General features: G+C 38.6%; 27 protein-coding genes. 4 read left to right on the top strand and 23 right to left on the bottom strand.

Features of this window, described 5'->3' with window-relative positions; translation table 11 throughout:
• Positions 1-14: 14 nt before the first annotated feature.
• From rplA to cysS, 10 genes are all read right to left on the bottom strand, one after another.
• Positions 15-707: a 50S ribosomal protein L1 gene (gene rplA, locus PT281_RS05365; protein WP_277130646.1), complete on the bottom strand. Its 693-nt coding sequence runs from the start codon at positions 705-707 to the stop codon at positions 15-17.
• 74 nt (positions 708-781) lie between these two features.
• On the bottom strand, positions 782-1,207 hold the full coding sequence (rplK, locus tag PT281_RS05360) for a 50S ribosomal protein L11 (protein ID WP_277130645.1): 426 nt from the start codon (positions 1,205-1,207) through the stop codon (positions 782-784).
• Positions 1,208-1,331: 124 nt separating this feature from the next.
• Entirely contained in the window at positions 1,332-1,880 is a 549-nt protein-coding gene (gene nusG / locus PT281_RS05355) for a transcription termination/antitermination protein NusG (RefSeq protein ID WP_277140661.1), read from the bottom strand.
• 101 nt (positions 1,881-1,981) lie between these two features.
• Positions 1,982-2,152, bottom strand: a complete 171-nt coding sequence (secE, locus tag PT281_RS05350) for a preprotein translocase subunit SecE (RefSeq protein ID WP_277152680.1) — start codon at positions 2,150-2,152, stop codon at positions 1,982-1,984.
• Between the two features lie 6 nt (positions 2,153-2,158).
• Positions 2,159-2,308: a 50S ribosomal protein L33 gene (rpmG, locus tag PT281_RS05345; protein ID WP_277130642.1), complete on the bottom strand. Its 150-nt coding sequence runs from the start codon at positions 2,306-2,308 to the stop codon at positions 2,159-2,161.
• A gap of 221 nt (positions 2,309-2,529) precedes the next feature.
• Positions 2,530-2,745: a hypothetical protein gene (locus PT281_RS05340; RefSeq protein WP_277130641.1), complete on the bottom strand. Its 216-nt coding sequence runs from the start codon at positions 2,743-2,745 to the stop codon at positions 2,530-2,532.
• 78 nt (positions 2,746-2,823) lie between these two features.
• Positions 2,824-3,387, bottom strand: coding sequence for a sigma-70 family RNA polymerase sigma factor (locus PT281_RS05335; RefSeq protein ID WP_277152678.1), 564 nt, complete (start codon positions 3,385-3,387; stop codon positions 2,824-2,826).
• A gap of 218 nt (positions 3,388-3,605) precedes the next feature.
• On the bottom strand, positions 3,606-4,361 hold the full coding sequence (gene rlmB, locus PT281_RS05330) for a 23S rRNA (guanosine(2251)-2'-O)-methyltransferase RlmB (RefSeq protein ID WP_277152676.1): 756 nt from the start codon (positions 4,359-4,361) through the stop codon (positions 3,606-3,608).
• Positions 4,348-4,791, bottom strand: coding sequence for a ribonuclease III domain-containing protein (locus tag PT281_RS05325; protein WP_277152674.1), 444 nt, complete (start codon positions 4,789-4,791; stop codon positions 4,348-4,350). Before PT281_RS05325 ends, rlmB begins: the two co-directional genes overlap by 14 nt.
• Complete coding sequence (gene cysS / locus PT281_RS05320; protein WP_277152672.1) at positions 4,784-6,208, bottom strand: cysteine--tRNA ligase; 1,425 nt, start codon at positions 6,206-6,208, stop codon at positions 4,784-4,786. Before cysS ends, PT281_RS05325 begins: the two co-directional genes overlap by 8 nt.
• A 213-nt stretch (positions 6,209-6,421) precedes the next feature.
• On the opposite strand from cysS, the gene PT281_RS05315 reads away from it, so the two are divergent.
• A complete protein-coding gene (locus PT281_RS05315) occupies positions 6,422-6,724 on the top strand; it encodes a hypothetical protein (RefSeq protein ID WP_277152670.1) in 303 nt (100 codons plus the stop codon).
• A gap of 77 nt (positions 6,725-6,801) precedes the next feature.
• Here the strand turns inward: PT281_RS05315 and PT281_RS05310 are convergent, their stop codons facing one another.
• A complete protein-coding gene (locus PT281_RS05310) occupies positions 6,802-6,927 on the bottom strand; it encodes a hypothetical protein (protein WP_277152668.1) in 126 nt (41 codons plus the stop codon).
• A 150-nt stretch (positions 6,928-7,077) separates the two neighbouring features.
• Positions 7,078-7,350 carry a hypothetical protein gene (locus PT281_RS05305; protein WP_277152667.1) on the bottom strand — a complete coding sequence of 91 codons (273 nt, stop codon included), beginning with the start codon at positions 7,348-7,350 and terminating at the stop codon, positions 7,078-7,080.
• Between the two features lie 131 nt (positions 7,351-7,481).
• Here PT281_RS05305 and PT281_RS05300 point away from each other — a divergent pair, with 131 nt between their 5' ends.
• A complete protein-coding gene (locus PT281_RS05300) occupies positions 7,482-7,856 on the top strand; it encodes a hypothetical protein (RefSeq protein ID WP_277152665.1) in 375 nt (124 codons plus the stop codon).
• Between the two features lie 101 nt (positions 7,857-7,957).
• Here PT281_RS05300 and PT281_RS05295 read toward each other — a convergent pair whose 3' ends face one another.
• The 5 genes from PT281_RS05295 to PT281_RS05275 form a co-directional block, all read right to left on the bottom strand.
• Complete coding sequence (locus PT281_RS05295; protein ID WP_277152663.1) at positions 7,958-8,557, bottom strand: helix-turn-helix transcriptional regulator; 600 nt, start codon at positions 8,555-8,557, stop codon at positions 7,958-7,960.
• A 293-nt stretch (positions 8,558-8,850) separates the two neighbouring features.
• Positions 8,851-10,254, bottom strand: a complete 1,404-nt coding sequence (locus tag PT281_RS05290; protein WP_277140669.1) for an APC family permease — start codon at positions 10,252-10,254, stop codon at positions 8,851-8,853.
• A 183-nt stretch (positions 10,255-10,437) separates the two neighbouring features.
• Positions 10,438-11,937 (bottom strand): glutamate--tRNA ligase, encoded by a 1,500-nt coding sequence (gltX, locus tag PT281_RS05285; protein WP_277140670.1) that lies wholly within the window; start codon positions 11,935-11,937, stop codon positions 10,438-10,440.
• Between the two features lie 75 nt (positions 11,938-12,012).
• Positions 12,013-13,389 carry a DNA repair protein RadA gene (gene radA / locus PT281_RS05280; protein WP_277152662.1) on the bottom strand — a complete coding sequence of 459 codons (1,377 nt, stop codon included), beginning with the start codon at positions 13,387-13,389 and terminating at the stop codon, positions 12,013-12,015.
• Positions 13,390-13,941: a dUTP diphosphatase gene (locus tag PT281_RS05275; RefSeq protein WP_277152660.1), complete on the bottom strand. Its 552-nt coding sequence runs from the start codon at positions 13,939-13,941 to the stop codon at positions 13,390-13,392.
• 114 nt (positions 13,942-14,055) lie between these two features.
• Between PT281_RS05275 and PT281_RS05270 the strand changes: the two genes are divergently transcribed.
• Positions 14,056-14,358, top strand: coding sequence for a hypothetical protein (locus PT281_RS05270; RefSeq protein WP_277152658.1), 303 nt, complete (start codon positions 14,056-14,058; stop codon positions 14,356-14,358).
• Positions 14,359-14,430: 72 nt separating this feature from the next.
• On the opposite strand, the gene PT281_RS05265 is transcribed toward PT281_RS05270, so the two are convergent.
• From PT281_RS05265 to PT281_RS05245, 5 genes are all read right to left on the bottom strand, one after another.
• Positions 14,431-15,624: an MFS transporter gene (locus PT281_RS05265; protein WP_277152656.1), complete on the bottom strand. Its 1,194-nt coding sequence runs from the start codon at positions 15,622-15,624 to the stop codon at positions 14,431-14,433.
• A 3-nt stretch (positions 15,625-15,627) separates the two neighbouring features.
• On the bottom strand, positions 15,628-17,073 hold the full coding sequence (locus PT281_RS05260; protein WP_277152654.1) for an FAD-binding protein: 1,446 nt from the start codon (positions 17,071-17,073) through the stop codon (positions 15,628-15,630).
• 10 nt (positions 17,074-17,083) lie between these two features.
• The gene (locus tag PT281_RS05255; protein ID WP_277152652.1) at positions 17,084-17,818 is read right to left on the bottom strand and encodes an SDR family NAD(P)-dependent oxidoreductase; all 735 of its coding nucleotides are present in this window, start codon (positions 17,816-17,818) and stop codon (positions 17,084-17,086) included.
• A gap of 12 nt (positions 17,819-17,830) precedes the next feature.
• Positions 17,831-19,306 carry an FAD-binding protein gene (locus tag PT281_RS05250; RefSeq protein ID WP_277152650.1) on the bottom strand — a complete coding sequence of 492 codons (1,476 nt, stop codon included), beginning with the start codon at positions 19,304-19,306 and terminating at the stop codon, positions 17,831-17,833.
• A 79-nt stretch (positions 19,307-19,385) separates the two neighbouring features.
• Positions 19,386-20,267 carry a LysR family transcriptional regulator gene (locus tag PT281_RS05245; protein WP_277152648.1) on the bottom strand — a complete coding sequence of 294 codons (882 nt, stop codon included), beginning with the start codon at positions 20,265-20,267 and terminating at the stop codon, positions 19,386-19,388.
• 224 nt (positions 20,268-20,491) lie between these two features.
• Between PT281_RS05245 and pepC the strand changes: the two genes are divergently transcribed.
• Positions 20,492-21,838 carry an aminopeptidase C gene (pepC, locus tag PT281_RS05240; protein ID WP_277152646.1) on the top strand — a complete coding sequence of 449 codons (1,347 nt, stop codon included), beginning with the start codon at positions 20,492-20,494 and terminating at the stop codon, positions 21,836-21,838.
• Positions 21,839-21,882: 44 nt separating this feature from the next.
• On the opposite strand, the gene PT281_RS05235 is transcribed toward pepC, so the two are convergent.
• Positions 21,883-22,503 (bottom strand): Type 1 glutamine amidotransferase-like domain-containing protein, encoded by a 621-nt coding sequence (locus PT281_RS05235; RefSeq protein ID WP_277152644.1) that lies wholly within the window; start codon positions 22,501-22,503, stop codon positions 21,883-21,885.
• Between the last annotated feature and the right edge of the window lie 11 nt (positions 22,504-22,514).

Here is a 22,514-nt window from a genome sequence, read left to right as displayed (position 1 = left end):
TAATCTATTTTAAATTAGTCCAAGTTTAATGGATCAAGCTTGATCCCTGGGCCAAAGGTTGCTGCAACAGCAACACTCTTAATGTATTGACCCTTGGCTGCTGCTGGACGTGCACGCAAGATAACGTCACGTAAAGCATCAAAGTTTTCTACCAATTGTTCGTCAGTAAATGAAACCTTACCAATAGCTGTATGAATAGCAGCTTGACGGTCAACACGGTATTCAACTTGACCAGCTTTAACGTTCTTAACGGCCTTTTCAATGTCCATTGTAACAGTACCAGTCTTAGGGTTAGGCATTAAACCTTTAGGTCCAAGTACACGACCCAAACGTCCAACCTTAGCCATCATCATTGGTGTAGCAACAACAACGTCGAAGTCCAAGTAACCATTTTGAACTTTTTCTACTAAGTCATCTGAACCAACTTCGTCAGCACCAGCAGCCTTAGCTTGTTCAGCTTGTGGACCTTCAGCAAAAACAACAACCTTTTGGGTCTTACCAGTACCGTTAGGCAATACAAGTGAACCACGAATTTGTTGATCAGCTTGCTTAGGGTCAACACTCAAGTTGTATGAAACTTCAACTGAAGCATCAAAACCTGCGTATGAAGTTTCTTTAACTAACTTCATTGCTTCAGCAACTGAATATAATTTCTTTGAATCTACTTTTTTAGCAGCTTCTAAATATTTTTTACCATGCTTTGGCATGTGATTTCCTCCTTAATATGTGGTCAAACAAGCCCGAGCAGGCTCTCCCACCTAAAATGTTATAAATAACAGGATTAGTCTTCGACTTCGATACCCATGCTTCTAGCAGTACCTTCGATCATCCGCATAGCAGCTTCGACATCAGCAGCGTTAAGGTCTTGCATCTTAGTTTCAGCAATTTCCTTAACTTGGTCCTTAGTTACCTTACCAACTTTCTTGGTATTAGGTTCACCAGAAGCCTTGTCAATCTTAGCAGCTTGCTTCAATAATACTGGAGCTGGTGGAGTCTTAGTAATGAATTCGAATGAACGATCTTCATATACTGTGATGACTACAGGAATAATCATGCCTTTTTGATCAGCAGTTCTAGCATTGAAGTCCTTAGTAAAACCAACAATGTTGATACCTGCTTGACCTAAAGCTGGACCAACTGGAGGTGCGGGTGTTGCAGCACCAGCTGGGATTTGTAATTTGACAACGTTAATAACTTTCTTTGCCACGGTCAAAACCTCCTTGATTCCGTGTGTGGTTAAAATGGAGAGGTTACCTACTTCTCCTCCCACAATAATAAAAGTACTTTAGTATCTTATCATCGTTTACCGATAATTGCAATACTAACCTACTTTAATCAATCTTTTTAACTTGGTCGTAATCTAATTCAGTGGTAGTTGCTCGACCAAACATATCAACGGAAACAAATAATTTGTACTTGTCTGGTTGAATTTCCGTGATTTTACCTTCAACACCATTAAAGGCACCATCAATAATCGTAACTGTTTCGCCAACTTCAAAGTCAATTTGTGGTCGTTTAGCTGGTTCACCTTGCTGACGCAATAAGCGGTTAACTTCTTCATCAAGTAATGGTGACGGCTTAGAACCACCACCGTGAGAGCCAACAAAGCCCGTAACGTTTGGGGTATTCCGTACAACAAACCAGCTTTCATCAGTCATGACCATTTCAACTAAAACGTATCCAGGGAAAATCTTTTCTTCGACTTCCTTTTTCTTATCATGAACCGTTTCAATTTTTTCTTGTTCAGGTACCATTACCCGAAAAATGTAGTCTTGCATCCCCATACTTTGCGCACGTGATAACAAATCAGACTTAACCTTGTCTTCATAACCTGAATAAGTATGCAATACGTACCATTGCTTTCTTGTTGTTTCAACCATTTAACTTATGATCTCCTTTTAATTTTTGGCAAACAAAAAAACCTCCACCGAGGTTCCTTTAACTGAAATCCATTATAACACGGATCCAAAATTATTTCTATTTACATCACTATCTGTGTCAAACTACTAAATGCTAAGTCAAGCAGACCCAAATATGCCGCAAACAGGATTGAAGTTACGATTACAATTACTGTATCGTGACGATTTTGTTTAGCAGTTGGCCAAGTAACTAACTTCATTTCTTGAACAACGCTCTTAAAAAACTTAATCATAAACTCCTACCTCGTTTCCTTGTGCACAGTCATTTTACCGCAATGCTTACAAAACTTTTTCAGTTCAAGCCGTTGAGTGCGATTTTTACTTGCCGTGATTGAGTAGTTACGCGAGCCGCAGACGCTGCAGGCCAAAGATGCTTTTTTCACTGCCATAATCTCACTTCCAAACTCTTTTATTCTAACAAAAAAATACTGCATGAGCAATTAATATTAGCCAAGAAATTTATTCATTATAAGTAAAAGTGCGATTGCACAAATAGCCGCTACTTAAAATTAATTTCCAAACAAAGAGCAGCTACTCATTCGAGCAGCTGCTTTTTAGTGGTCAAACTTAATGCGTAACCACCGGGCGTAGAACATTGTAATAGTCGGATTTACTTCTTAAGATTTTCGTTTACGAAGGATTCGATTTTCTCGTCAGTATCTTTCAAGAATGGAAGCATATCTGCTTCTGTCTTCATGGTATCTCTACCATTCTTTTCCATAAAATAATCCCAAAGGGCATCTCTAACTGGAATTTCAGAATCACTCCAATCAAAAACTTCCTTCATCTGACGATCTAACAATGCAGTTTTTTCAATTTCTGCCATCTTAATTACCTCCTAAAAATTTATTCTACAAAGAATATTATACCGCATTTTTACATAACCATATAATATTATTCCTGCTTATAACAGTGTCTTACGCATTTTCTGCATTAAACGTGAACGTGCGCGCACTAAAGTTACCTGCTCAATTTGTAACTTCTGCAATACTTCTTCTTGATGCCAAACACCTAAAACAATTAATAAGGCCTTAATCTCTAAGTCTGATAATTGCGCGCATAATTCCGAGAATTTTTCACTAATTGGAATTTCCGCAAGTTGCATTGTCTCCTGCTGCAATGGCTCAATACCTTTTGCAGTAGCCGCTTCAAGTGAAGTTGCTCGCGCAGATGCGCGCCGCCGATAAGCCATATCGTAGCGCAATAACGACTTAGCATGATTATGAAGCCTAATCTTAAAATAACTGCCAAATTTGCCTTTACTCTGCTTAAAGCTCATAGCTGCCTGGTAGCATACAATTAGTGCGTCTTGATCCCAATCTTGACTATCATAGCAGCGCACAAAATATTTTTGCTTAACACTATTAATCAAAGGTCGATAAAAATAACACAATTTGATCAAGGCATCATCACTACCTGCTTGAACTTGCCCAATTAATTCTTGTTCGTATGCTTCTGTCAATTGCATCGTATTCCTCCTTATAGCAATTTTTAAAAAACTAATTAAGGGAAGAATACTGATTTTTTTAGTTGCAAAATATCGAACTTATGTTCAAATTTAGCAGTTAAAATTATTTGCTAAAAGCTACAAAAACAAAAAATGGTTTCTGTTGAAAGCGCGTTAATTTAGAAAAATTATTACTTCTAGCATAAAAAACAGCCCGTAATTATAGGCTGTTTTTATCTTTATTTAAGTGGATTGCGGCTGTTTAACATCTGATAAAGCAAAACACCTGTTGCCACACTCGCATTAAGTGACTGAACATGTCCCACCATTGGCAAAGTGAGCATCTGATCCATTTGCTCTTTCAAAAGTCGAGCAATGCCCTTACCCTCATTACCAATAACTAGAACTGTCTTACCTCTGGCATTCCATTGTCGGTAATCCGTGCCCTTCATATCCGTGCCAAACAACCAATAGCCGCGCTTTTTCAGCAATTGACTGGTTTGAACAAGATTATTGACGCGGGCAACTGGCACATAGTCAATTGCCCCAGTAGAAGTCTTGGCAACAACAGACGTTAAGCCAGTTGCGTGACGCTTAGGAATAATAATCGCATCAACACCAGTTGCATCAGCTGACCGCAAAATCGAGCCCAAATTATGCGGATCTTCAATTGAATCGAGCATTAACAAAAATGGTTCTTTGCCTTGCTCATCAAATTGATCAAGCAATGTTTCAAGGTCAGCATATTCAAAACTGGCAACAGTCAATACTAGCCCTTGGTGATTACTCCCCTGCACTAACCGATCCAGCTTGTTTTTAGGGACAGTTTGAATAACAATGCCCTTCTTTTTCGCTAAATCATAGACCTCATTAGCGAAACTATCCTGCACACCTTGTTGTAAAAATACTTTGTTAATCCGGTCCGCATCCTGCGTTTTTAAAAAATCAACGCCTGCATGCCGACCGAAAACAAAATCTTTATCAATTGAAGTCATAGTTATCAATGCCGCCTTCCTCAACCGTCTGAATACACCACGTTGTCAATTCACGCACACGATCCTTTTTGCCTAATAAATCTAAATAGCCCCAAACAGCCTCAAAGCCCGTTGATAACTGATAAGTTGCTAAGCTCGTATTTTTGGCCTTTGTATGAGTCTTAGCATTGCGACCACGCCGAAAAGTTGCCAATTCATCCTCAGTAAGCATCTGCTCATCCTGCATTTTAGTAATCAATGCAGCTTGTGCCTTCGCTGAAACATAATGTGTTGCTTCACGCTGCAAGACTTGCGGTTTCACAATGCCGCCCTTTATTAAATGGCGTCTAATAAATAATTCGTACACAGCATCCCCCAGATATGCCAATGTTTGCCCACTAAGCGTATCTGGGTTAACTTTTTCTTCTGTTAACTTTTTAATTTTAGTCACGTGTCCACCTTGTTCCCTGCGGGGTATCTTGAATTGTTATCCCCAGTTCTTTTAACTGATCTCGTAATTGGTCACTCTTAGCCCAATCCTTGTTTTTACGGGCTTCGTCACGAGCTTTGACTAATGCCGCGATTTCATCATCATCACTTGCTTGTGTCTGCTGAATTAATTTTGCCGTGTCAATCCCAAAAATTCCGAGCCATTGACCTAATAATTCCTTAGCGTGCGCTAATGCATCCTTATCTACTTGTTCAGCGTTAGTATTGGCGTTAACTATTGGCAATAGGTCATAAATCGCCGCTAATGCATTTTGTACATTAAAATCATCATCCATTGCAGCTACAAAGTTAGTTTGTGTTTCTTCTAAAGCCTGCCGCAACTGTGTCGATTCAGCTTTAGAAGTAGCATCTTCTAAGCGATAAGCAATGTTTGTCAATGTATTTTTAAACCTTTGCAAAATAATTGCTGCTTGCTCCAGATTTTCCTGTGAATAATTAATTTGCTTGCGATACTGCACGCTGGCCATGAAGAAACGCAACACTTGCGGGTTAACTGTCTTAAGTAAGTCATGCACTGTTACAAAGTTATGCAAAGATTTTGACATCTTTTCTTCTGTTTGACCCACGGTCACAAAGCCGTTGTGCATCCAATAATTGACAAACTTTTGTCCAGTAGCCGCTTCACTCTGCGCAATTTCATTTTCATGGTGCGGGAATTCCAAGTCTTGACCACCACCATGAATATCAATCGTCTTGCCCAAATACTTGGTCGACATCACCGAACACTCAATATGCCAGCCTGGACGTCCTAAACCCCATGGCGATTGCCACGCAATTTCATCATGCTGCTTTTGCTTTTTCCACAAGGCAAAGTCAATTGGGTCTTCCTTACGCTGCTGTTCCTCATCATTGACATGTTCAGAAGCACCTTCTTCAAGTTCGGCAATATTTTGACTGCTTAACTCACCATAATGCTTGAACTTCTTAGCCCGGTAATAAACATCACCAGCAGCTTCATAAGCATAACCATTTTTGATTAATTGTTCAATAAATTCGATAATTTCAGGAATTTCGTGAGTTGCTCGTGGGTGCTTAGTTGCCGGTTCTACGTTTAAAGCTGCCGTATCTTCAAGATAAAACTTAATATAACGCTCAGCTAATTTCGGCACCGTAATGCCTTCAGTTCGCGCCTCGTTAATCATTTTATCGTCAACATCCGTAAAGTTAGAGACGTAATTCACCTTGTAGCCGCGATATTCAAAGTAACGCCGAATTGTATCAAAGGCAATCACGCTGCGGGCATTACCAATGTGGATGTAATTATAAACCGTCGGTCCACAGACATACATTGAGATTTGTCCTTCAACCAGCGGATTAAATTCTTCTTTTCTTTTTGTCAAAGTATTATAAATTTTCATGGCTCAGCCTCTTTTCTGTAAATAGCTATTCTCATTTTAGCAGAATCAAGCTAACTTGCTAACCTTCAAGTACAAACAGTTACAATTACCTGCCATATTTCGATGAATTCAAAAAGCCCCAAAGATTACTAAATTTTTGCGGCCGACTTTTAATTATGGATTATAATATTAATATCAAGTATTCATAATACATAATATATGAGGGTGATAGATATGAAAATTACAATTGGAAATTTTTATCATAAGCATCAGATAGTTTCATATACAATTTTGTATGCCATAACTAATTTTATTTTTGACACCATTAGCTTGGCTTTAGGACACTCACCTAAGATGTTTTTAGTTGACGCGATATCTGCAATAGTGATGATTGTCGGCGGCTTCTGGGTAGAAAAGTACATCGATCCTAATAAAAACGAGTGGAACGAATTATTCGCGATGGCTGGTTGGGCTCTACTTTATCTTGTAGTTTGCGGTGCTGTGCGACTTATCAGTATGTATCTTTTGCACATTTGAAGTTAGATTATGAAAACAACAATCAAGAATTTTTATCATAAATATCAACTGGATATAAGTGTCCTAATAATTGGACTTTATAGTTTAGATACATATTGGCAATATTTCTTTTCTAGTTCAATTAAAGCAGCCATTAGTAGTGCTGTTCTTACAGCAAGCACAATGCTAATTGTATATTGCGCGCGCTTTTTTACTTTTGACATCAACAACGCAACCTGGAAGTAATTATTTTCGGCTGCAGGTATCTTTTTCCTATTGTTAATCGTCGAATTTGGTGGTTAGGCTTTTCTCAAGCTTAACTTTTAACAAATAAGAATGCTGCTTCTAGTTGAAGCAGCATTTTATATTACTTATTAAAACCAAGTTGCCGAAAATCGCGCAACATCTTCATTAATATTTGGCTTACTCAACTGGGTGAGCAATTGAACTCCTGCTTTAGACAATTGCCTTTTAAGTGCAAGTTCAGTCAAGCTAGACTTCACATCAGCTTTAACTAAATAAGGGTTCTCTCGCTGATGCAGCTTAACAATCGCTTGCTCAATAATGGATTGTTCATTGACATTAGACAATTGCTGGTGTTGCAAAAACTTTAATAAATCAAATTCATTTTTCGTTTTTTTAAACATCGTTGGTACTCCTACTCTCATTTAACAATATAACATTATTTTTTTGCTCCAGTTGTATTATTTTATTCTATAATATTCTTATCAATACTAAAATTATATAGTATAAATATCAAAAATGAGGCAAGTACCTAATGTTTGAAAACAAATTAACTAAAAAACAAATAATGCGGTTAATTGCAATTTTACAAGTAATCATTGCCGCAATTTATTATTGTATTGAGCGCCCAAATGCTAATTTAATTACTACTATTATTTACTTAGCAATTGGTCTTTTATTCTTTGGCATATCTTTTTCCAAGCATCTAACAGCTGGAAAAACTATCAAAAAAGCCGATATGACTAAAAATCAGAAATTTGAACAAAAATGTGAACTTTTTACACTGGGAGTGTCATTACTATGTATAATCATCGACTATTCAGACTTTAGTCTTGATTTGTTCATAATAGATTGTTCTCTAATGGAATTACTGATGTCACCAATACCCGATAGAACAACAGCAAAATAACATAAAAACATATTATCTTCATCAGATAATACGTTTTTTTATTACCTTATTTTAAGCAAACAACTCGGTCTTGTTGCATCATCAAACACTTCAGCAATAGTCTAATGTTTACGATGGCGATATATCCAAATTCCTACTAAAAATCCAGCTCCTAATCCTGCTGACGCAACGCCACTTCTAACTTGACCTATATAAAAGAAACTCACACTAAGTAAAGCTGATACTATTACAAACATGGTTCCACCTTTTCTACTAGTTAAAAATTTTTGCCAGCCATATTCCAGACCTAAGGATTGTGACTCATCAAAATTATTAATATCTATCATGGCAGAACAAAGCATTAAGTAACCCACCCAAGATAAAATTTCTATAATAGAATTCATACTCTTAATAATCATTGTCCCTATACTTATGCCCAACACAATAACAGCAATTATCAATTTCTTTTTAACTTGCTTCAGATTACTAACGACCTCTCGCTTCTGCAGCGTTTCCCGCATTCCCGTATCTTCCTTCAATAATTCATCAAGTGAAAGCTGATAATAATCGCTTAACTTAATCAAGCTATTGATATCAGGGTAGGATTTTTCATTTTCCCAATTTGAAAGTGTCTGTCTGGTAATTGCAAATTCTTGCGCTACTTGCTCTTGGGTTAAATTTTTGTCCAGCCGTGCCTGTTTTAAATGTTCACCAAATTTCATTGCTTGCTCCTCCATTACATAATTAATTTTGCTTAACTATTAAATGAAATTCAAGCAAAGTTTCTTTGCATGCTGGTCTAGCAAGGTTTTGACAACAAAAATATTAGCGAACAGAATTTAAAAATACAAATTGGCAACTTATATTGCTTAAGGAATAAATTCCCACTCAAATTTCGCCATTTGACTTGTCAAAAACCATTTTTCTAACTTCTTCATATAACTAAACACGTATAAATAAAACACACGACCTCGATAAAATATCGAAATCGTGTGTTAATAACAATCCAAAATATCTATTCCAATTCTTGCCATTCTTTTCGAGAAATTAAATACATCAATAGCGGCAAAATTACAAAACCAAAGGCAACTGCTAAAATTGCATACCAATTAATCCCCACAACTTGACCATTCACAATCGTACCGAATTGGACCCGCCAGTTATATTCAATTAACATAAAAATCACGATGATAACGGACAAGACCGACGCAACAACATCAGTCAAAAAGTTCTTATTGGCTGGCAAAACTTTTTCTTTAGTCCGACCACGATAGAACTGAATAACCGAAATCGGTACTACCGCGAATTCCAAAAATCTGACGATTGATCCCAAAGTAACCAAATTGGTCAAATCATATTGAAAGGCCATTGGAATCAAGGTTGTGATTGCCGCTGAAATAAAAAACGTCCTAATTGGGAAGTTGCGCTTGGTTCTCTTAGTCAACTTCGTTGATAATTGATGCTCGCGTGCCATTGCTTCTAAAAAGCGCGGTGCACTAAAGCTATAAGCAAAATTAATGCCCAGCATTGAGATTACTGCCCCAGCCAGAATGATATTGTTTAACAGTGGATTAGCAAAAATTGTTGCTAACGCCACAACCTGATCTGTTTTCATTAACGCGCTTGGATTAAGCAGCATTGCCACTGCCAAAACACCAATATAAATAAAAGCAATCAAAATCACAGCTAGTGGAATAGCCCGTGGCAAGTTTTTCTCAGGTTCTTCCATATCCTCAGCACCAGAAGCTACCGCTTCAAAGCCTGAGAAGGCATACAGTGCTGAAACAACTGCCATCATAAACGTGCTGATTGTCACTGTCGGAACAATCGCCTTGCCACCCTCGCGAATTCGGTCAACAGCACTCAGATCATAGTGGCTGCCGGCAGTCATTAAAATAATCGCTCCGGCTACAATTAAAACAACTAACGATAAAGTCTTACAAATTGTTGATAAATTCATAACATATTTTGTTATTCGTTGACCAAACAGATTAACAATTAAGTCCAGCAGCATTAATAGCAACAATCCAATAGTAATTGTCGTAAAACGATTGGGATTACCACCCAAAATTGCAATAACTGCCTTAACAATCCCGACTGAACTCGTACACCAGACGGCATCATTAGCAAAATAGCAGGTAACACCAATATAAAAGCCAAATTTATTACCAAATGCGGCTTTAGCGTAAGCATAGGAGGAGCCGGATTTATTAACATATTTTGATGCCGATGCAAATGGCAGTGCCAATACAGCTGCAAAAATTGCAGCTAATAGGTAAACGAGCAGTGACTTGCTGCCCACCTGTCTAACTACTGTGCCGGGTGTCAAAAAGATTCCCGACCCGATAATCAAGTTAATTGTTAAAAATACGATCGCCATAAACCCTAGTTTATCGCTCGCTTGCTTACGCTTGTTCATTTCTTTACCCCATTTCTTCAGTGTATTATTAACATTATATTAAATTATTAAAATTAAAGCTAGTAAAATATAAAATTTTATTATATAAATTTATTTTTGCTCATAAATATAGTTTTATATATACTTAAACAGCAAAAAAACTGACCTACTTCAACAGTAAGTCAGTTTTTTAATTATTAATAATTACAGACCGTTTTCGCTCATTTGCTTCAAAGTCAAATCAAGGTGCTCAAGCACTCTATCCTTGCCCAATAGTTCCATGGCTTCGCCAACTCCAGGACCAACCATTGATCTAGTTGTCGCAATCCGAATTGGCATAAACAAGCGTCTACCTTTAATTCCAGTTTCACGACGTGTTGCCTGCACTGCATTCATAATTTGTGGTGCTGTAAAGCGCGGAATTAAATTAAGTTGCTTCTTAAATTCTTCAATTACTGGACGAGCTTCATCCTTGCGAATTTCATCAATTTCTTCGTCACTTAAATCTTTAGGTGCAGCAAAGAAAATTTTAGCCAAATCAACAATCTGCTTTGTGTAAGACATTTGGACTGAGTAAATGTTAACTAGTTGCCGAACCCATTCCATCTTTTCTGGTGTTGGGTCTTGTTCAACTAGACCTGCTTCTTGCAAGTTGTTCAATGCAAGATCTAGCAAGGTATCACGGTCAGCCTGCTTGATGTACTGGTTGTTAATCCATTCCAACTTCTTTTGGTCAAAGGTAGCAGGGGATTTTGATAACCGCTCTGGATCAAATTGTTTAATCAACTCACGTTGGTTAAAGATTTCATTTTCACCACCGGGTGACCAGCCAAGCAAAGTAATGAAGTTGAACATCGCATCTGGCAAGTAGCCAAGGTCACGATATTGTTCAATAAATTGCAATACTGATTCATCACGTTTAGATAATTTCTTACCCGTATCAGCACTGATAATCAAGGTCATATGACCAAACTTCGGTGGTTCCCAACCAAGAGCTTGGTAAACGGCCAATTGCTTAGGCGTGTTTGAAATATGGTCATCCCCACGCAGAACGTGTGTAATTTCCATCAAGTGGTCATCAATAACAACCGCAAAGTTGTAAGTTGGCATCCCATCGCGCTTTTGAATAACAAAGTCGCCGCCGATTGTATCGGATTCAAAGCTTAAGTGACCCTTAACGATGTCATCCCAAGCATAAGTAACCATTTCTGGAATATGAATCCGAACAACTGGCGTTAAGCCCTTAGCTTCGGCATCGGCTTGTGCCTGCTTAATTTCATCAGCAGTCATTCCCTCATATTCGTAAGTATAATGAGGGGCAATACCCATTGCTCGTTGTTCTTCACGTTGTTCTTCCAGCTCTTCCTCAGTCTTGTATGAGTAATAAGCCTTGCCTTCATCAATCAACTGCTTGATGTACTTGTTGTAAATATCTTTACGTTCTGATTGACGATAAGGGCCATAGTCGCCGCCCTTATCAGGACCTTCGTCCCAGTCAATGCCCAGCCAGTGCAAGTTCTCCATTTGGGAACGTGCACCACCTTCGACATTACGCTTCAAGTCAGTGTCTTCAATTCGTAAAACTAGCGTTCCCTTAGTATGCCGTGCAAATAAATAATTAAACAGCGCGGTCCGTGCATTACCAATGTGTAAGTGTCCCGTTGGACTTGGGGCATATCTTACACGAATTTTTTGTTTTGCCAAAATTCATGCCTCTTTCAAAATAGTAAATTCAAACAATTTTAGTTTACCCGTAATAGCAAAAAAGTTCAATCTTTCCTAGCCTAAAACCAGTTTTAATGCCTGAGCAATACTAGAAACAGGAATCACTTCAATCCCTAGATTCTTTAAACTCGCCTGCATATTGTGCCGAGGAATGAAAATTCGTTTGAAACCAACCTTAGCAGCTTCTTTAATTCGAACCTCAATTTTATTAACTCGGCGCACTTCACCAGTCAAACCAACTTCACCAACAAAGCAATCAGTTGGCAAAATTTCTTGGTTCTTATAACTGGACGCAATTGCCATCACGACGGCTAGGTCAACAGCAGGTTCATTCAAGCGAATCCCGCCAGTTGCCGTTAAATAAACATCTTGATTTTGCAGCATTAAGTTGCCCCGCTTCTCCAGAACTGCCAACAAAAGGGCCGCACGATTATAATCAAGCCCTGACGTTGTTCTCTTAGCATAGCCAAAGGCCGTTGGCGTCACTAATGCTTGGATTTCAGCTAATAAGGGCCTTGTACCTTCAAGCGAAACGACAACTGCTGAGCCCGTTGACTTGGGCAGGCGTTCATCTAGAAAGATTGCCGACGGATTGGTAACTTCCTGCAGTCCCTCATTGACCATCTCAAACATGCCGATTTCGTTAGCCGCACCAAAACGATTTTTCACAGAATGCAAAATGCGGTAAGCATGATGCTCATCACCTTCAAAATAAAGCACAGTATCAACCATATGCTCCAAAATTTTGGGTCCGGCAATTGCCCCTTCCTTAGTCACATGACCAATCACAAAGACTGTGATGGCATCCATTTTGGCAATTTTCATTAATTCACTCGTTACCTCGCGTACCTGCGAAGCTGAACCCGTCATTGAATCCAGACTGGGCTCATTCATTGTCTGAATGGAATCAATAACCACAAAGTCTGGCTGAACATCTGCTATTTGCTGACGAATGTCTTCCATATCGGTTTCTGGAAAAAGCAACATACTGCTGGCACCTAAGCCCAAACGATTAGCACGCAGCTTAATCTGATTAGCCGATTCTTCCCCCGACACATACAACACCTTGTGATCTTTAGCTAGGTCACTCATAATCTGCAACATTAATGTCGACTTACCAATTCCCGGATCGCCACCAATTAAAACTAGTGAGCCGGGAACAATGCCGCCGCCAAGCACGCGATTCAATTCTTCAGATTTGGTTTGAATCCGTTCTTCTTTTTCGGCTTTAACACTATCAAGTCGGACCGGTTCATTAACTCCCGTTTTTTTAATTAATCTACTTGGACTAGCCTTAGTCGACCGCGCTGCCACTTGCTCGGTTTCCTTTTCAAACTGGTTCCATGCCCCACAATTGGGACAACGTCCTAAGTAACTGGCCGAGATATAACCACACGAACGGCATTTATACTTAGTCTTAATCTTTGCCATTTAGATTCCTTCCTCATTAGTTGAACCAAAGCCATTGGTCCGCTGCCGGCTAACAGGCAGATCGTTGTCAGTCTTTAGGTATTGCATAAAAATCCCCTGCCCAATCCGATCACCTTTATGAATTTGCAATGGACGCACACCGTAATTAATTACCTGCACAAAAATTTCGCCTTCATTATTGGGGTTATTGTAATAATCCGAGTCAATCACCCCAATACCATTTGGCAGACTCAAATTACGCTTAAAAGTATTGGATGACCGGTTAGCCAGCACCAGGACCTCATCATCAGGCATGTATGCCTTAATTCCTGTTGGAATCAGTAATGGCTGCAAAATCTGCTCTGCCAGTTGGTAATCAGGTTCATACAAGTGATGACCATTTCTAATTAAGCGAAAAATCCGGACAAAATTTAAGCGCCAAATACTTGGAATAATCATATCCTTAGCAGCTTCTATATCATAGCCCGCACTAGCAATCGTTTGCCGCCGCGGCAAATTAATATTTTTATTTTCATAACTCGATACAATCTCAAAGCCCCGTGTTTTATTCATTATTTACTCCCTTTAAACTCTGCAAAACTATTTTACAATAGATTGCGGACTTTAATTAAAATCTTCTATAATAAATACGTAAAAAGCCAAATTTATTTTGTAAAGGACACACCCATGTATAGCATTAATGATCCCCACCAATTTTTCAAAATTTATGATGATGACGACATACTTATTTGCCACTGGACAATGGATAAAGTTGAGCGCCAAGATGGCACCGTCTGGGTAATGAACCATTTCTTCATTAATCCTGCTGCTGACAGTAAGCAAATTTTAGCAGAGCAAATGTCTATTGCCTTGGAAATTGCTCAAGAATCGCAACTACCGATTTGGCCGCTTGATCCGTTAATAATTGCTTACTTTAGCAAGCATCCCGAATTTAATAAAGTTTGGTACCACAAGCCAGCTGCAAATTAGCAACAATCCAATTAAACGAAAAAATCTCGCAAGTACAATTCTTACGAGATTTTTTTAATTAGATGATTTTACTTAATTAAGGGAATTTTTGATTAAATTCTTTTGAAACTTAACTAACAGACAGCAACAACTAATTACAATTGCTAAGATGCCACTAACGGAAAAGACATTGAAGCCGAGGTTTTTGACCATTGCCGTTAATGGATTGATAACAAATGGACTAATGACACCGCCAATTGAGTAAATGGCAACATAAATTCCTAAGGCCATTGAGACAGTGCTATCGTCAACCGCAATTGAAATTAAGTAAGGAAATTGCCCCATTGCAATACTCATAGCTGCCCCAACCAAGAAGCTGCCGATAAACACGACAACTAATGAATGGACAAAACCAATCAGCAGATAGGAGATACCATAAAGTAAAAATGACAGTGCAATTGACGAATATCTAAATTTCTTACCAAGAATGCCCACAATTAACCCGCAGAGCATCCCGCCAATCAATGAAATTGTCGAAGTCAATGCAGCCTGTGATGTGGCTCCTAATCCTTGCTCAACAACAAAAAGGGAAATGTTGTTGTTCAAGACATTATTTAATAACATTGTTAAAAATGCCCATAATGCGCAATAGAAAACGTATTTGTTTAACTTGATTTTGCCTGCTTCTTTAGCCTGGTGATTATCATCAGACACATCTTTAGGATGCATTGGCAATAGCATGATGACAACCAGCAGGATTAACAGTGAAAAGAGATAAATCCAATAATTGTTAACCCAACTACTTGCGGCAGCTAATTGTCCGCCGCCCATAATAAAGACAACCCCACCAATGTTAATGAACGTGGTGGACAAGCCCATCGTTGATTCCCGTTCTTTTTTAGGTAAAATTTGTGAAATCAAAACCTGTGTTAGATTAGTACAAGCTCCTTGGCCCAAACCAACTAAACAGGAGCAGATTATCAAGAAAATGAAACTTTCATGGAAAAATAATGGAAGTAAGCCACCAATTACAACAAATAAAATTGAACCAACAGTTAAACTTTTTAAATTAATCTTGCCAGCCGTCAACTTACCAATTATCAGTCCAGCCACCATCATAAACAGGTTAGGCAGCGAGGTCAGCATTTGTACGCTAGTATTATTCAATGCAAAGTGCTGCGCAATTGCCGCATACGATGGTGTAATGGCTAAGGCAGCCATGCCAATCATACTAACTGCTAAAACACCGATTCGTGTTTTTAGAACATATTGTTTAGAAACGTTCACTTGTTAGCACTTCTCTTTGCAAATATTCAAAACAGCGTTGCGACCAGAAAAGGCGGCATAGCCAGCAGTACTTCCCGGCAAAGTTACGGCGTAAGTATCACCAACTAACATGCCAGCAGAGTCATTTCCGACAGCATACAGACCGTCAAGAGGATAACCATAGCTATTTAAGACTGCATTCTGGTCATCAACCCTGATGCCGCCAAGGGCACATGCCATACCAACACCAAGTTCAACAGCATAATATGGTCCTTCTTTAAGCGGCGTTAAATAAGCTGCAGCTTTACCAAAATCACTGTCCTCACCCTGTTCTACTACCTTGTTGTAGCGTTCAATAGTGGCGTCCAAATTAGGTAAGTTAAGCTTTTGCGCAAGTTCGGCAATCGAATCAGCCTTAGTTAAGTATTTCTCATTATTTTTCAAATCGCAGGTAATTTCATCAGTTAAATTAGCTAATTTTTCTGGTGAAACCGGTGAATTACCTAACTCCTTATATAAACCGACATTAGTTAGGTGATCCACAGCTGCTTGATCAAGAATTGAAAAAGTCCGCGCTTGCGTTAAAATACTGCTGCCAGCGTGACACATATTGTCATTAACATCTTCATTGACAAAACGATCTCCACGCTCATTAACCCACAAGATTGCTTCTTGTGTAGCAGCAGCCGCTAACTGCGAAGCCATATGGACAAATGGTGGTCTTGTTTTATCAAGAATTGCGCCACCACCGTATTGAATTGCGCCCATTTGATAATGTTCGGCACCTGCTTGCCAAGCTAGCTGCAGCCCATCACCAGTTGACTTGCCATCACTAACAGATAACAAACGATCATTAAGCGGCGTCCGCTTTTTAACTAATTCTGGATTATCAATATAGCCACCTGTTGCAAGAATAATATCATTAACTGATAATTCTCTGACTTGACCAGTAGCTTCATTTTTAATGATTAATCCAGAAACGTGACCATTATGTTGTAAAACTTTTTGCGCACCAATGCTGGTGACAATTTCAATACCATATTCATTAACTTTGGTTAGCAAAGTCGCAATTGCGGCTTTGCCACCGCCATTAAAGGTATGAATTGTTGGCCAGCTCTTTCCTTGCGGACCAACTTTGACAAATTCGACACCTAATTTATGCAGCCAATCAATGATTGCGCCGCTTTGGTTAATAAATTTCTTTAAATGTGGGGCACTAGCTTCATAGTGTGAATAATTTAACTCATCTTGCAACAGTTCAGTAGGGTCTATTGTAATTCCTTCCTGCTTTTGCAAATAACTATCTACACCCATCGCACCTTCAACATAATTACCATCACCGCCCAACGTGCGGCCTTTTTCGATTATTAAGGTATCAAGATGTTGTTCGCCAGCACTAACTGCCGCAGCTAAGCCTGATAGGCCACCACCGACAATTACTAAGTCATAATGGGCTTTTTTAGGAAACATTGTCTGCCTCCTACTTCAAACCAACTGAAACACCACCATCACTGAGAATGGTCTGGCCAGTCATAAAGGTTGCTTCGCTAGCAACAAAGACATAAACTTTGGCAACTTCAGCTGCTGTTTCGTAACGTTTCATTGGGACTGTCGGCAAAATCTTCTCAAGAAAGCCCCCATCGTTTAATGGGGTCTTAGTTAAACCTGGGGCAACGCAATTGACACGGATATTATTTTCAGCGTAATCAACAGCTGCTGCTTGCGTCATCCCCATAATACCGTTCTTGGCAGCATTATAGGCACCCATTCCACCTGGATTATAAATACTGCCTAAGGCTCCGGCGTTAACAATTGAACCATAACCTTGCTTCAAGAAAACTTTGATTTCTTCACGCATACATAGGAATGTCCCGCGCAAATCAAGGTTAATAGTCTTATCAAAATCATCGTCAGTTAATTCAGCAAATGGCTTAAGCACGCCACCACCAGCATTGTTAACTGCGTAATCTAATTTGCCATAAGTATCAATAATTTTATTTAAACCATCTACGATGCTGTCAGTTTTCATGACATTCAAAACTAAACCGATAATCTTGCCGTCATACTTTTTATCCAAATCTTTTGCGGCGTCGATAACGTTAGGATTATAGTCTGTCAATACAACATTGGCACCTTGAATGGCAAATTCTTCACTAATCGCGTAACCAATTCCTTGAGCAGCACCCGTAACCATTGCAACTTTATCTTTTAACATTTTTGTATCCTCCTAATTTAAACTTTTAATTGCTTCTTTAGCGGCAATCCAGCCTGAAACAAAGGCAAAACCATTCGCAATTCCTTCATAGCTTGGATAACCATCTGAATACAGTCCATTAACATTGTTACCAACAATATATAAATCTTTAATTGGTGAACCATCTTCTCTAACTGGTTCACAATTACGATTGACATTGACACCGTCCAAAGTTCCTAGAATTGCACAATGTTCAATAATTGCATAAAACGGACCATCATGAACTCCAAACAGCAATTCATCAGCTGGTTTTAAGAAAGTATCATCTTGATTATCTTCAATAGCTTGATTATAAGAAGCTAGACTTCTCTTCAAAGCTTCAACTGGAACATTCAGCTTTTGTGCTAATTCTTTAAGTGTATTTGCTTTAACAACTTCACCGGTTTTAATAGCATTATCAAAGTCTTGTTGAATATTTGGCAGTGGACCAACCGCAGTTCGTGGTTCTTCGCCAACCTCGCAGAATTGTCTTTCAAACGTATCCTCTAACTCAACTTCATGATCCTTAAAGTAATTAAGTGTCGCTTGGTCTAAGACAACATAGTATTTGCCATGAACGTTATGTGCAGCATTGCCCCACATGGCAAAGTCGTAAACAACGTCTTCATTAACAAAGCGATTAGCTGTTTGATCTAACCACAACAACGGCAAATTGGTTAAAGTTTCGACGCTGCTATCGCGCTTCATTGGATTAATCTGCATACTTGGCGCGCAGCCATGAGCAAATAAAACTGGACTATGACGCAAATCAGCACCTAATTTTTGTGATAGACGAATTCCAACCCCCGTTGACTTGTGTTCTCCTAAATTCAATAAGTCAGCAGTATCTGAATAACGTTCTTGCAGCATTTCATCATTGCCACAATAGCCACCATCAGCAAAAATAACTTTGCTAGCTTCAATTCGAATTTGCTTACCAGCTTTGTCTTTAGCAATCACAGCCTTTAGACCATGATCGTAGTCAAGAGAAGTAACTTCAGTTTCCATTAACACTTGATTTCCAGCAGCTTCAAACTTTGCTGGTAATTTGTCCCAATTGGCGATTTTTTCCGCAAAATTATTAAACTTATGATAAACAAGCGGATCATTTAAGTGGGCCTTTTGCTCACTCTGTTCAACAGTTACCGGTAAGCCCATTTCGGTTAACCGGTCAATATTTTTTCCAGATTCTTTCAAAAATCTAGCTAAGAGTTCACCATTAACAAAAAAATGATTGTAATCTGTTAAACCTTGAAAGGCATCACGATAATCATACTTAACGCCTAACTTATTTTGCTGACTAGAATTAATCGCAAAGACGCCATGCGCGCCAAACTTACCAGCACCACCAACTTTATTTCCCTTTTCAATCAGAACAAACGGAATCTTTCGTTGATAAAGTTCAAAACTTGCAGAAATTCCAGATGACCCAGAACCTACAACCACTACTCTCGTAGAAATAGTTTCCATTCAAATTCCACCTTTCTTGTGACCTTTATTACAATATAAATTGTAAATCACATCACAAGAAACCGCTAACACATTTAAGTTACTGCTGATAACTTAAAGTTATTGCCTTGGTTATCAGTTGGGCTAATTCCTTTTGTTTACTGGCACTGATTGCAACAACAATTTCGAATTTATTCTTCAAATATTCAGGTGATATTCTGTAAATATTTTCACAATATTTGACAGAATGAAAAGTACTAGGCAGCATTGTCAATCCACCTTTATAATTGACATTCAAATACGCAGCAGAAAAATCATTGACGGCTGCTACCTCCTTATAACTCCAGCCTTCTTGAGCATAAGCTTCTAACATTGCAGTTTGGATATTTAAAATTCCAGTTGACTTCCAATCTTGCATATAAATGGTGGAGTTTTTAGCTAAATTCTTTAGGTTTTGGTCATACTTTTTTACACTTTTAGAATTGAATACCAAGTCAAAATCAACTGTTTCTAGTGGAAGGGTAATCACCTTGCTATTACCCGCAAATTCAAGCTGAAAGCCAATTAAAATATCATAATTGTTTTTAAGCAGTCGGCTGATACTTGTGTTAAATGCTTCCTCATCAAAACTAACTACATACTTATCAGGCAGGTAATTAGCGAGCCGTGCGGCGTGACTTTCTAGTCCTTGTAAAAAATGAATCCGCAGTAATTTCTCAGGATGTTCATCTGGATTATGCCAAATTTCACTATATGAATTAATAATTTCAACAGCCCGTTCATAGAAAAGTTTGCCTGTTGGTGTTAAAGAAAATTCCCCTGCCGTTCGGTTAAGCAGCTTATGTCCTAGTTCGTTTTCTAATTTTTTAATCGCTGAACTCACAGCCGTTTCAGAAACATAATTTCTTTTAGCAGCAGAGATAAAACCATGTGTTTGAACAACATCTACAAAATACTTAACCGGCATCAAATTATAATTCATTGCTCTTCCCTTTTATTTAACCAATATATTACCTTTTTCACATAAGATACCATAAATCAGCTATCCCTAGACAAGTTCTTAATAAAAAATATTGCCAAATTAACTAGACTATCTATATAATTTTTTAGCATTCACATATATTAATTACTATCCAGTCAATAGACGTTAGTGCTGTTATAGGCTAAAATATGAGTTAGCTAAATTAATAAGGAGGAGCTAATTTTATGACAAAAGAAATCACAAACGATGCTATCAAAAACTATACCCAAGACCTTGCTCAGCACGCTGGTATCAATATTGCCAGTCATGCTGCACAAGAAAACGGAATTTTTAAGGCTAGTCAAAATACCCAAACCAAAATTGACCTTGATCCAACTTTTTCAATTGAAATTGATACGGGTAAGCCAGCTGACCAAAAGCAATCAGGTCGCTGCTGGATGTTCTCAGCTTTGAACACCATGCGCCACCCACTTCAAAAAGAATACAAGGTTAAGGACTTTGAATTATCCCAAAACTTTACTAATTTTTGGGACAAGTTTGAAAAATCCAACTGGTTCTTTGAAAATGTTATTGCCACAGCTGAACAACCACTTGGCGATCGCAAAGTAGCATTTTTATTTGCTACCCCTCAACAAGACGGTGGTCAATGGGACATGCTTTGTGGTCTTATCCAAAAATACGGTATCGTACCTAAGACCGTTTATCCAGAAACCGCCAATGCAACGAATTCAAGCGCATTAAACGACACCTTGAATACCTTATTGCGTAAAGACGGATTGGAATTACGCGACTTGGTTAATGCTGGCAAGTCTGAAGAAGCAATTCAGGCACGTAAAAATGAAATGTTAAACGATGTGTTCCGAATTTTAACTGTTTCACTCGGCGTGCCACCTACCAAGTTCGACTTTGAATATAAAGATGATGATGGTAATTATCATCGCGATGCTGCTATTACACCAAAGAAATTCTTTGACAAATATGTCGGCATGAACCTCGAAGACCATGTTTCCACTATTAACGCACCAACAAGCGACAAGCCTTATCACAAGGTCTTTTCTGTTGAATATCTTGGCAATGTTGTCGGTGGTCGCCAAGTTCGGCACCTGAACTTGAAGATTGCAGAAATGAAAGAATTAATCATCAAGCAATTAAAGGCCGGCGAAGTTGTCTGGTTCGGTTCCAATGTTGGTAAGGATTCTGATCGGCAACTTGGCTTATTAGACACCAATATTTACAAGCGCGACGAATTGTTTGATATTGATTTTTCAATGTCCAAGGCCGACATGCTTGATTCAGGTGAAAGCATGATGGATCACGCCATGGTTATCACCGGTGTTGATCTTGTAAATGACAAGCCAACCAAGTGGAAGATTGAAAATTCATGGGGTGTTAAGCCTGGTTTTAAGGGTTACTTTGTTATGAGTGATTCTTGGTTTGATTCCTTTGTTTACCAAGCTGTTATCAACAAGAAGTTCTTGCCTGATGACCTTAAAAATGCCTTTGATGAAGGCAGTAAGAACCCGATCCAATTATTACCTTGGGACCCAATGGGTGCTTTAGCCTTTAAATAATTAATTGCAAGCAAAAAGCGCGTTACTTTATAAGTAGCGCGTTTTTATTTTTCAGTAATTGAAATGCTGTCGTTAGTAACCATCACTACCCCATGATTACTAATTGTCTTTAATGGCAACTTGGTAGAATACTCGGCAAAAATTTGTTGTGACTTGCGCTTAAATGGAAAACTCAAATAATGCGGCAACACATAAAAGTCAACTAACTTTAGTGCCTGATAATTTGGTAAATCTGGCGCCTTCCTGGTACTGTCCATTAAACTAAGATAGCCAATATCTGGGGCTGCAATAGCCGCGCCAGCTGATTCACCAATATATAATTTGCCCGCGTTAACTTCATTAACAAGCAGCTGGTTCGCACCCGTTCTTCTTAATTCCTGCAACAAGTAGAAGGTATTCCCACCAGAAAGATAAATCACATCTGCAGCCTGCAAACTAGTTTTTATTGCCGCAGTAGAAGCCGCCGCTACATCCAAAACATTAACTTGCATCCCTAAATGATTTACCAACAATTTAGTTTCTGAACGCACCATCTTCTGATGCCCCCTTTCAACATTGCTGGCTGTTGGAATGTATGCGACTCTCTTACCGTGTAGATCGCCGGCAAATTTAGGTAATAAGTCACAAACCTTGTTTAACATTGATGCTAAGAAGAGTTTTGCCATGATTAAGTGCC

This window comes from Lactobacillus sp. ESL0701, from assembly GCF_029433445.1.
GTDB lineage: Bacteria > Bacillota > Bacilli > Lactobacillales > Lactobacillaceae > Lactobacillus.
The sequence above is the reverse complement of the archived record's forward strand: the minus strand, read 5'-3'. Positions and strand labels throughout refer to the sequence as shown.

Bases quoted from the DNA above. Each gene is read 5' to 3' on its own strand.
- PT281_RS05300 (WP_277152665.1), top strand. From the start codon at position 7,482: ATGTTTGAAAACAAATTAACTAAAAAACAAATAATGCGGTTAATTGCA.
- PT281_RS05340 (WP_277130641.1), bottom strand. From the start codon at position 2,745: ATGGCAGAAATTGAAAAAACTGCATTGTTAGATCGTCAGATGAAGGAA.
- rlmB (WP_277152676.1), bottom strand. From the start codon at position 4,361: ATGACTTCAATTGATAAAGATTTTGTTTTCGGTCGGCATGCAGGCGTT.
- rpmG (WP_277130642.1), bottom strand. From the start codon at position 2,308: ATGGCAGTGAAAAAAGCATCTTTGGCCTGCAGCGTCTGCGGCTCGCGT.
- PT281_RS05315 (WP_277152670.1), top strand. From the start codon at position 6,422: ATGAAAATTACAATTGGAAATTTTTATCATAAGCATCAGATAGTTTCA.
- PT281_RS05305 (WP_277152667.1), bottom strand. From the start codon at position 7,350: ATGTTTAAAAAAACGAAAAATGAATTTGATTTATTAAAGTTTTTGCAA.
- PT281_RS05245 (WP_277152648.1), bottom strand. From the start codon at position 20,267: ATGAATTATAATTTGATGCCGGTTAAGTATTTTGTAGATGTTGTTCAA.
- PT281_RS05275 (WP_277152660.1), bottom strand. From the start codon at position 13,941: ATGAATAAAACACGGGGCTTTGAGATTGTATCGAGTTATGAAAATAAA.
- pepC (WP_277152646.1), top strand. From the start codon at position 20,492: ATGACAAAAGAAATCACAAACGATGCTATCAAAAACTATACCCAAGAC.
- nusG (WP_277140661.1), bottom strand. From the start codon at position 1,880: ATGGTTGAAACAACAAGAAAGCAATGGTACGTATTGCATACTTATTCA.
- PT281_RS05250 (WP_277152650.1), bottom strand. From the start codon at position 19,306: ATGGAAACTATTTCTACGAGAGTAGTGGTTGTAGGTTCTGGGTCATCT.
- rplA (WP_277130646.1), bottom strand. From the start codon at position 707: ATGCCAAAGCATGGTAAAAAATATTTAGAAGCTGCTAAAAAAGTAGAT.
- PT281_RS05255 (WP_277152652.1), bottom strand. From the start codon at position 17,818: ATGTTAAAAGATAAAGTTGCAATGGTTACGGGTGCTGCTCAAGGAATT.
- PT281_RS05295 (WP_277152663.1), bottom strand. From the start codon at position 8,557: ATGAAATTTGGTGAACATTTAAAACAGGCACGGCTGGACAAAAATTTA.
- PT281_RS05260 (WP_277152654.1), bottom strand. From the start codon at position 17,073: ATGTTTCCTAAAAAAGCCCATTATGACTTAGTAATTGTCGGTGGTGGC.
- PT281_RS05335 (WP_277152678.1), bottom strand. From the start codon at position 3,387: ATGCAATTGACAGAAGCATACGAACAAGAATTAATTGGGCAAGTTCAA.
- radA (WP_277152662.1), bottom strand. From the start codon at position 13,389: ATGGCAAAGATTAAGACTAAGTATAAATGCCGTTCGTGTGGTTATATC.
- cysS (WP_277152672.1), bottom strand. From the start codon at position 6,208: ATGAAAATTTATAATACTTTGACAAAAAGAAAAGAAGAATTTAATCCG.
- PT281_RS05235 (WP_277152644.1), bottom strand. From the start codon at position 22,503: ATGGCAAAACTCTTCTTAGCATCAATGTTAAACAAGGTTTGTGACTTA.
- PT281_RS05270 (WP_277152658.1), top strand. From the start codon at position 14,056: ATGTATAGCATTAATGATCCCCACCAATTTTTCAAAATTTATGATGAT.
- secE (WP_277152680.1), bottom strand. From the start codon at position 2,152: ATGATTAAGTTTTTTAAGAGCGTTGTTCAAGAAATGAAGTTAGTTACT.
- PT281_RS05310 (WP_277152668.1), bottom strand. From the start codon at position 6,927: ATGTCAAAAGTAAAAAAGCGCGCGCAATATACAATTAGCATTGTGCTT.
- PT281_RS05290 (WP_277140669.1), bottom strand. From the start codon at position 10,254: ATGAACAAGCGTAAGCAAGCGAGCGATAAACTAGGGTTTATGGCGATC.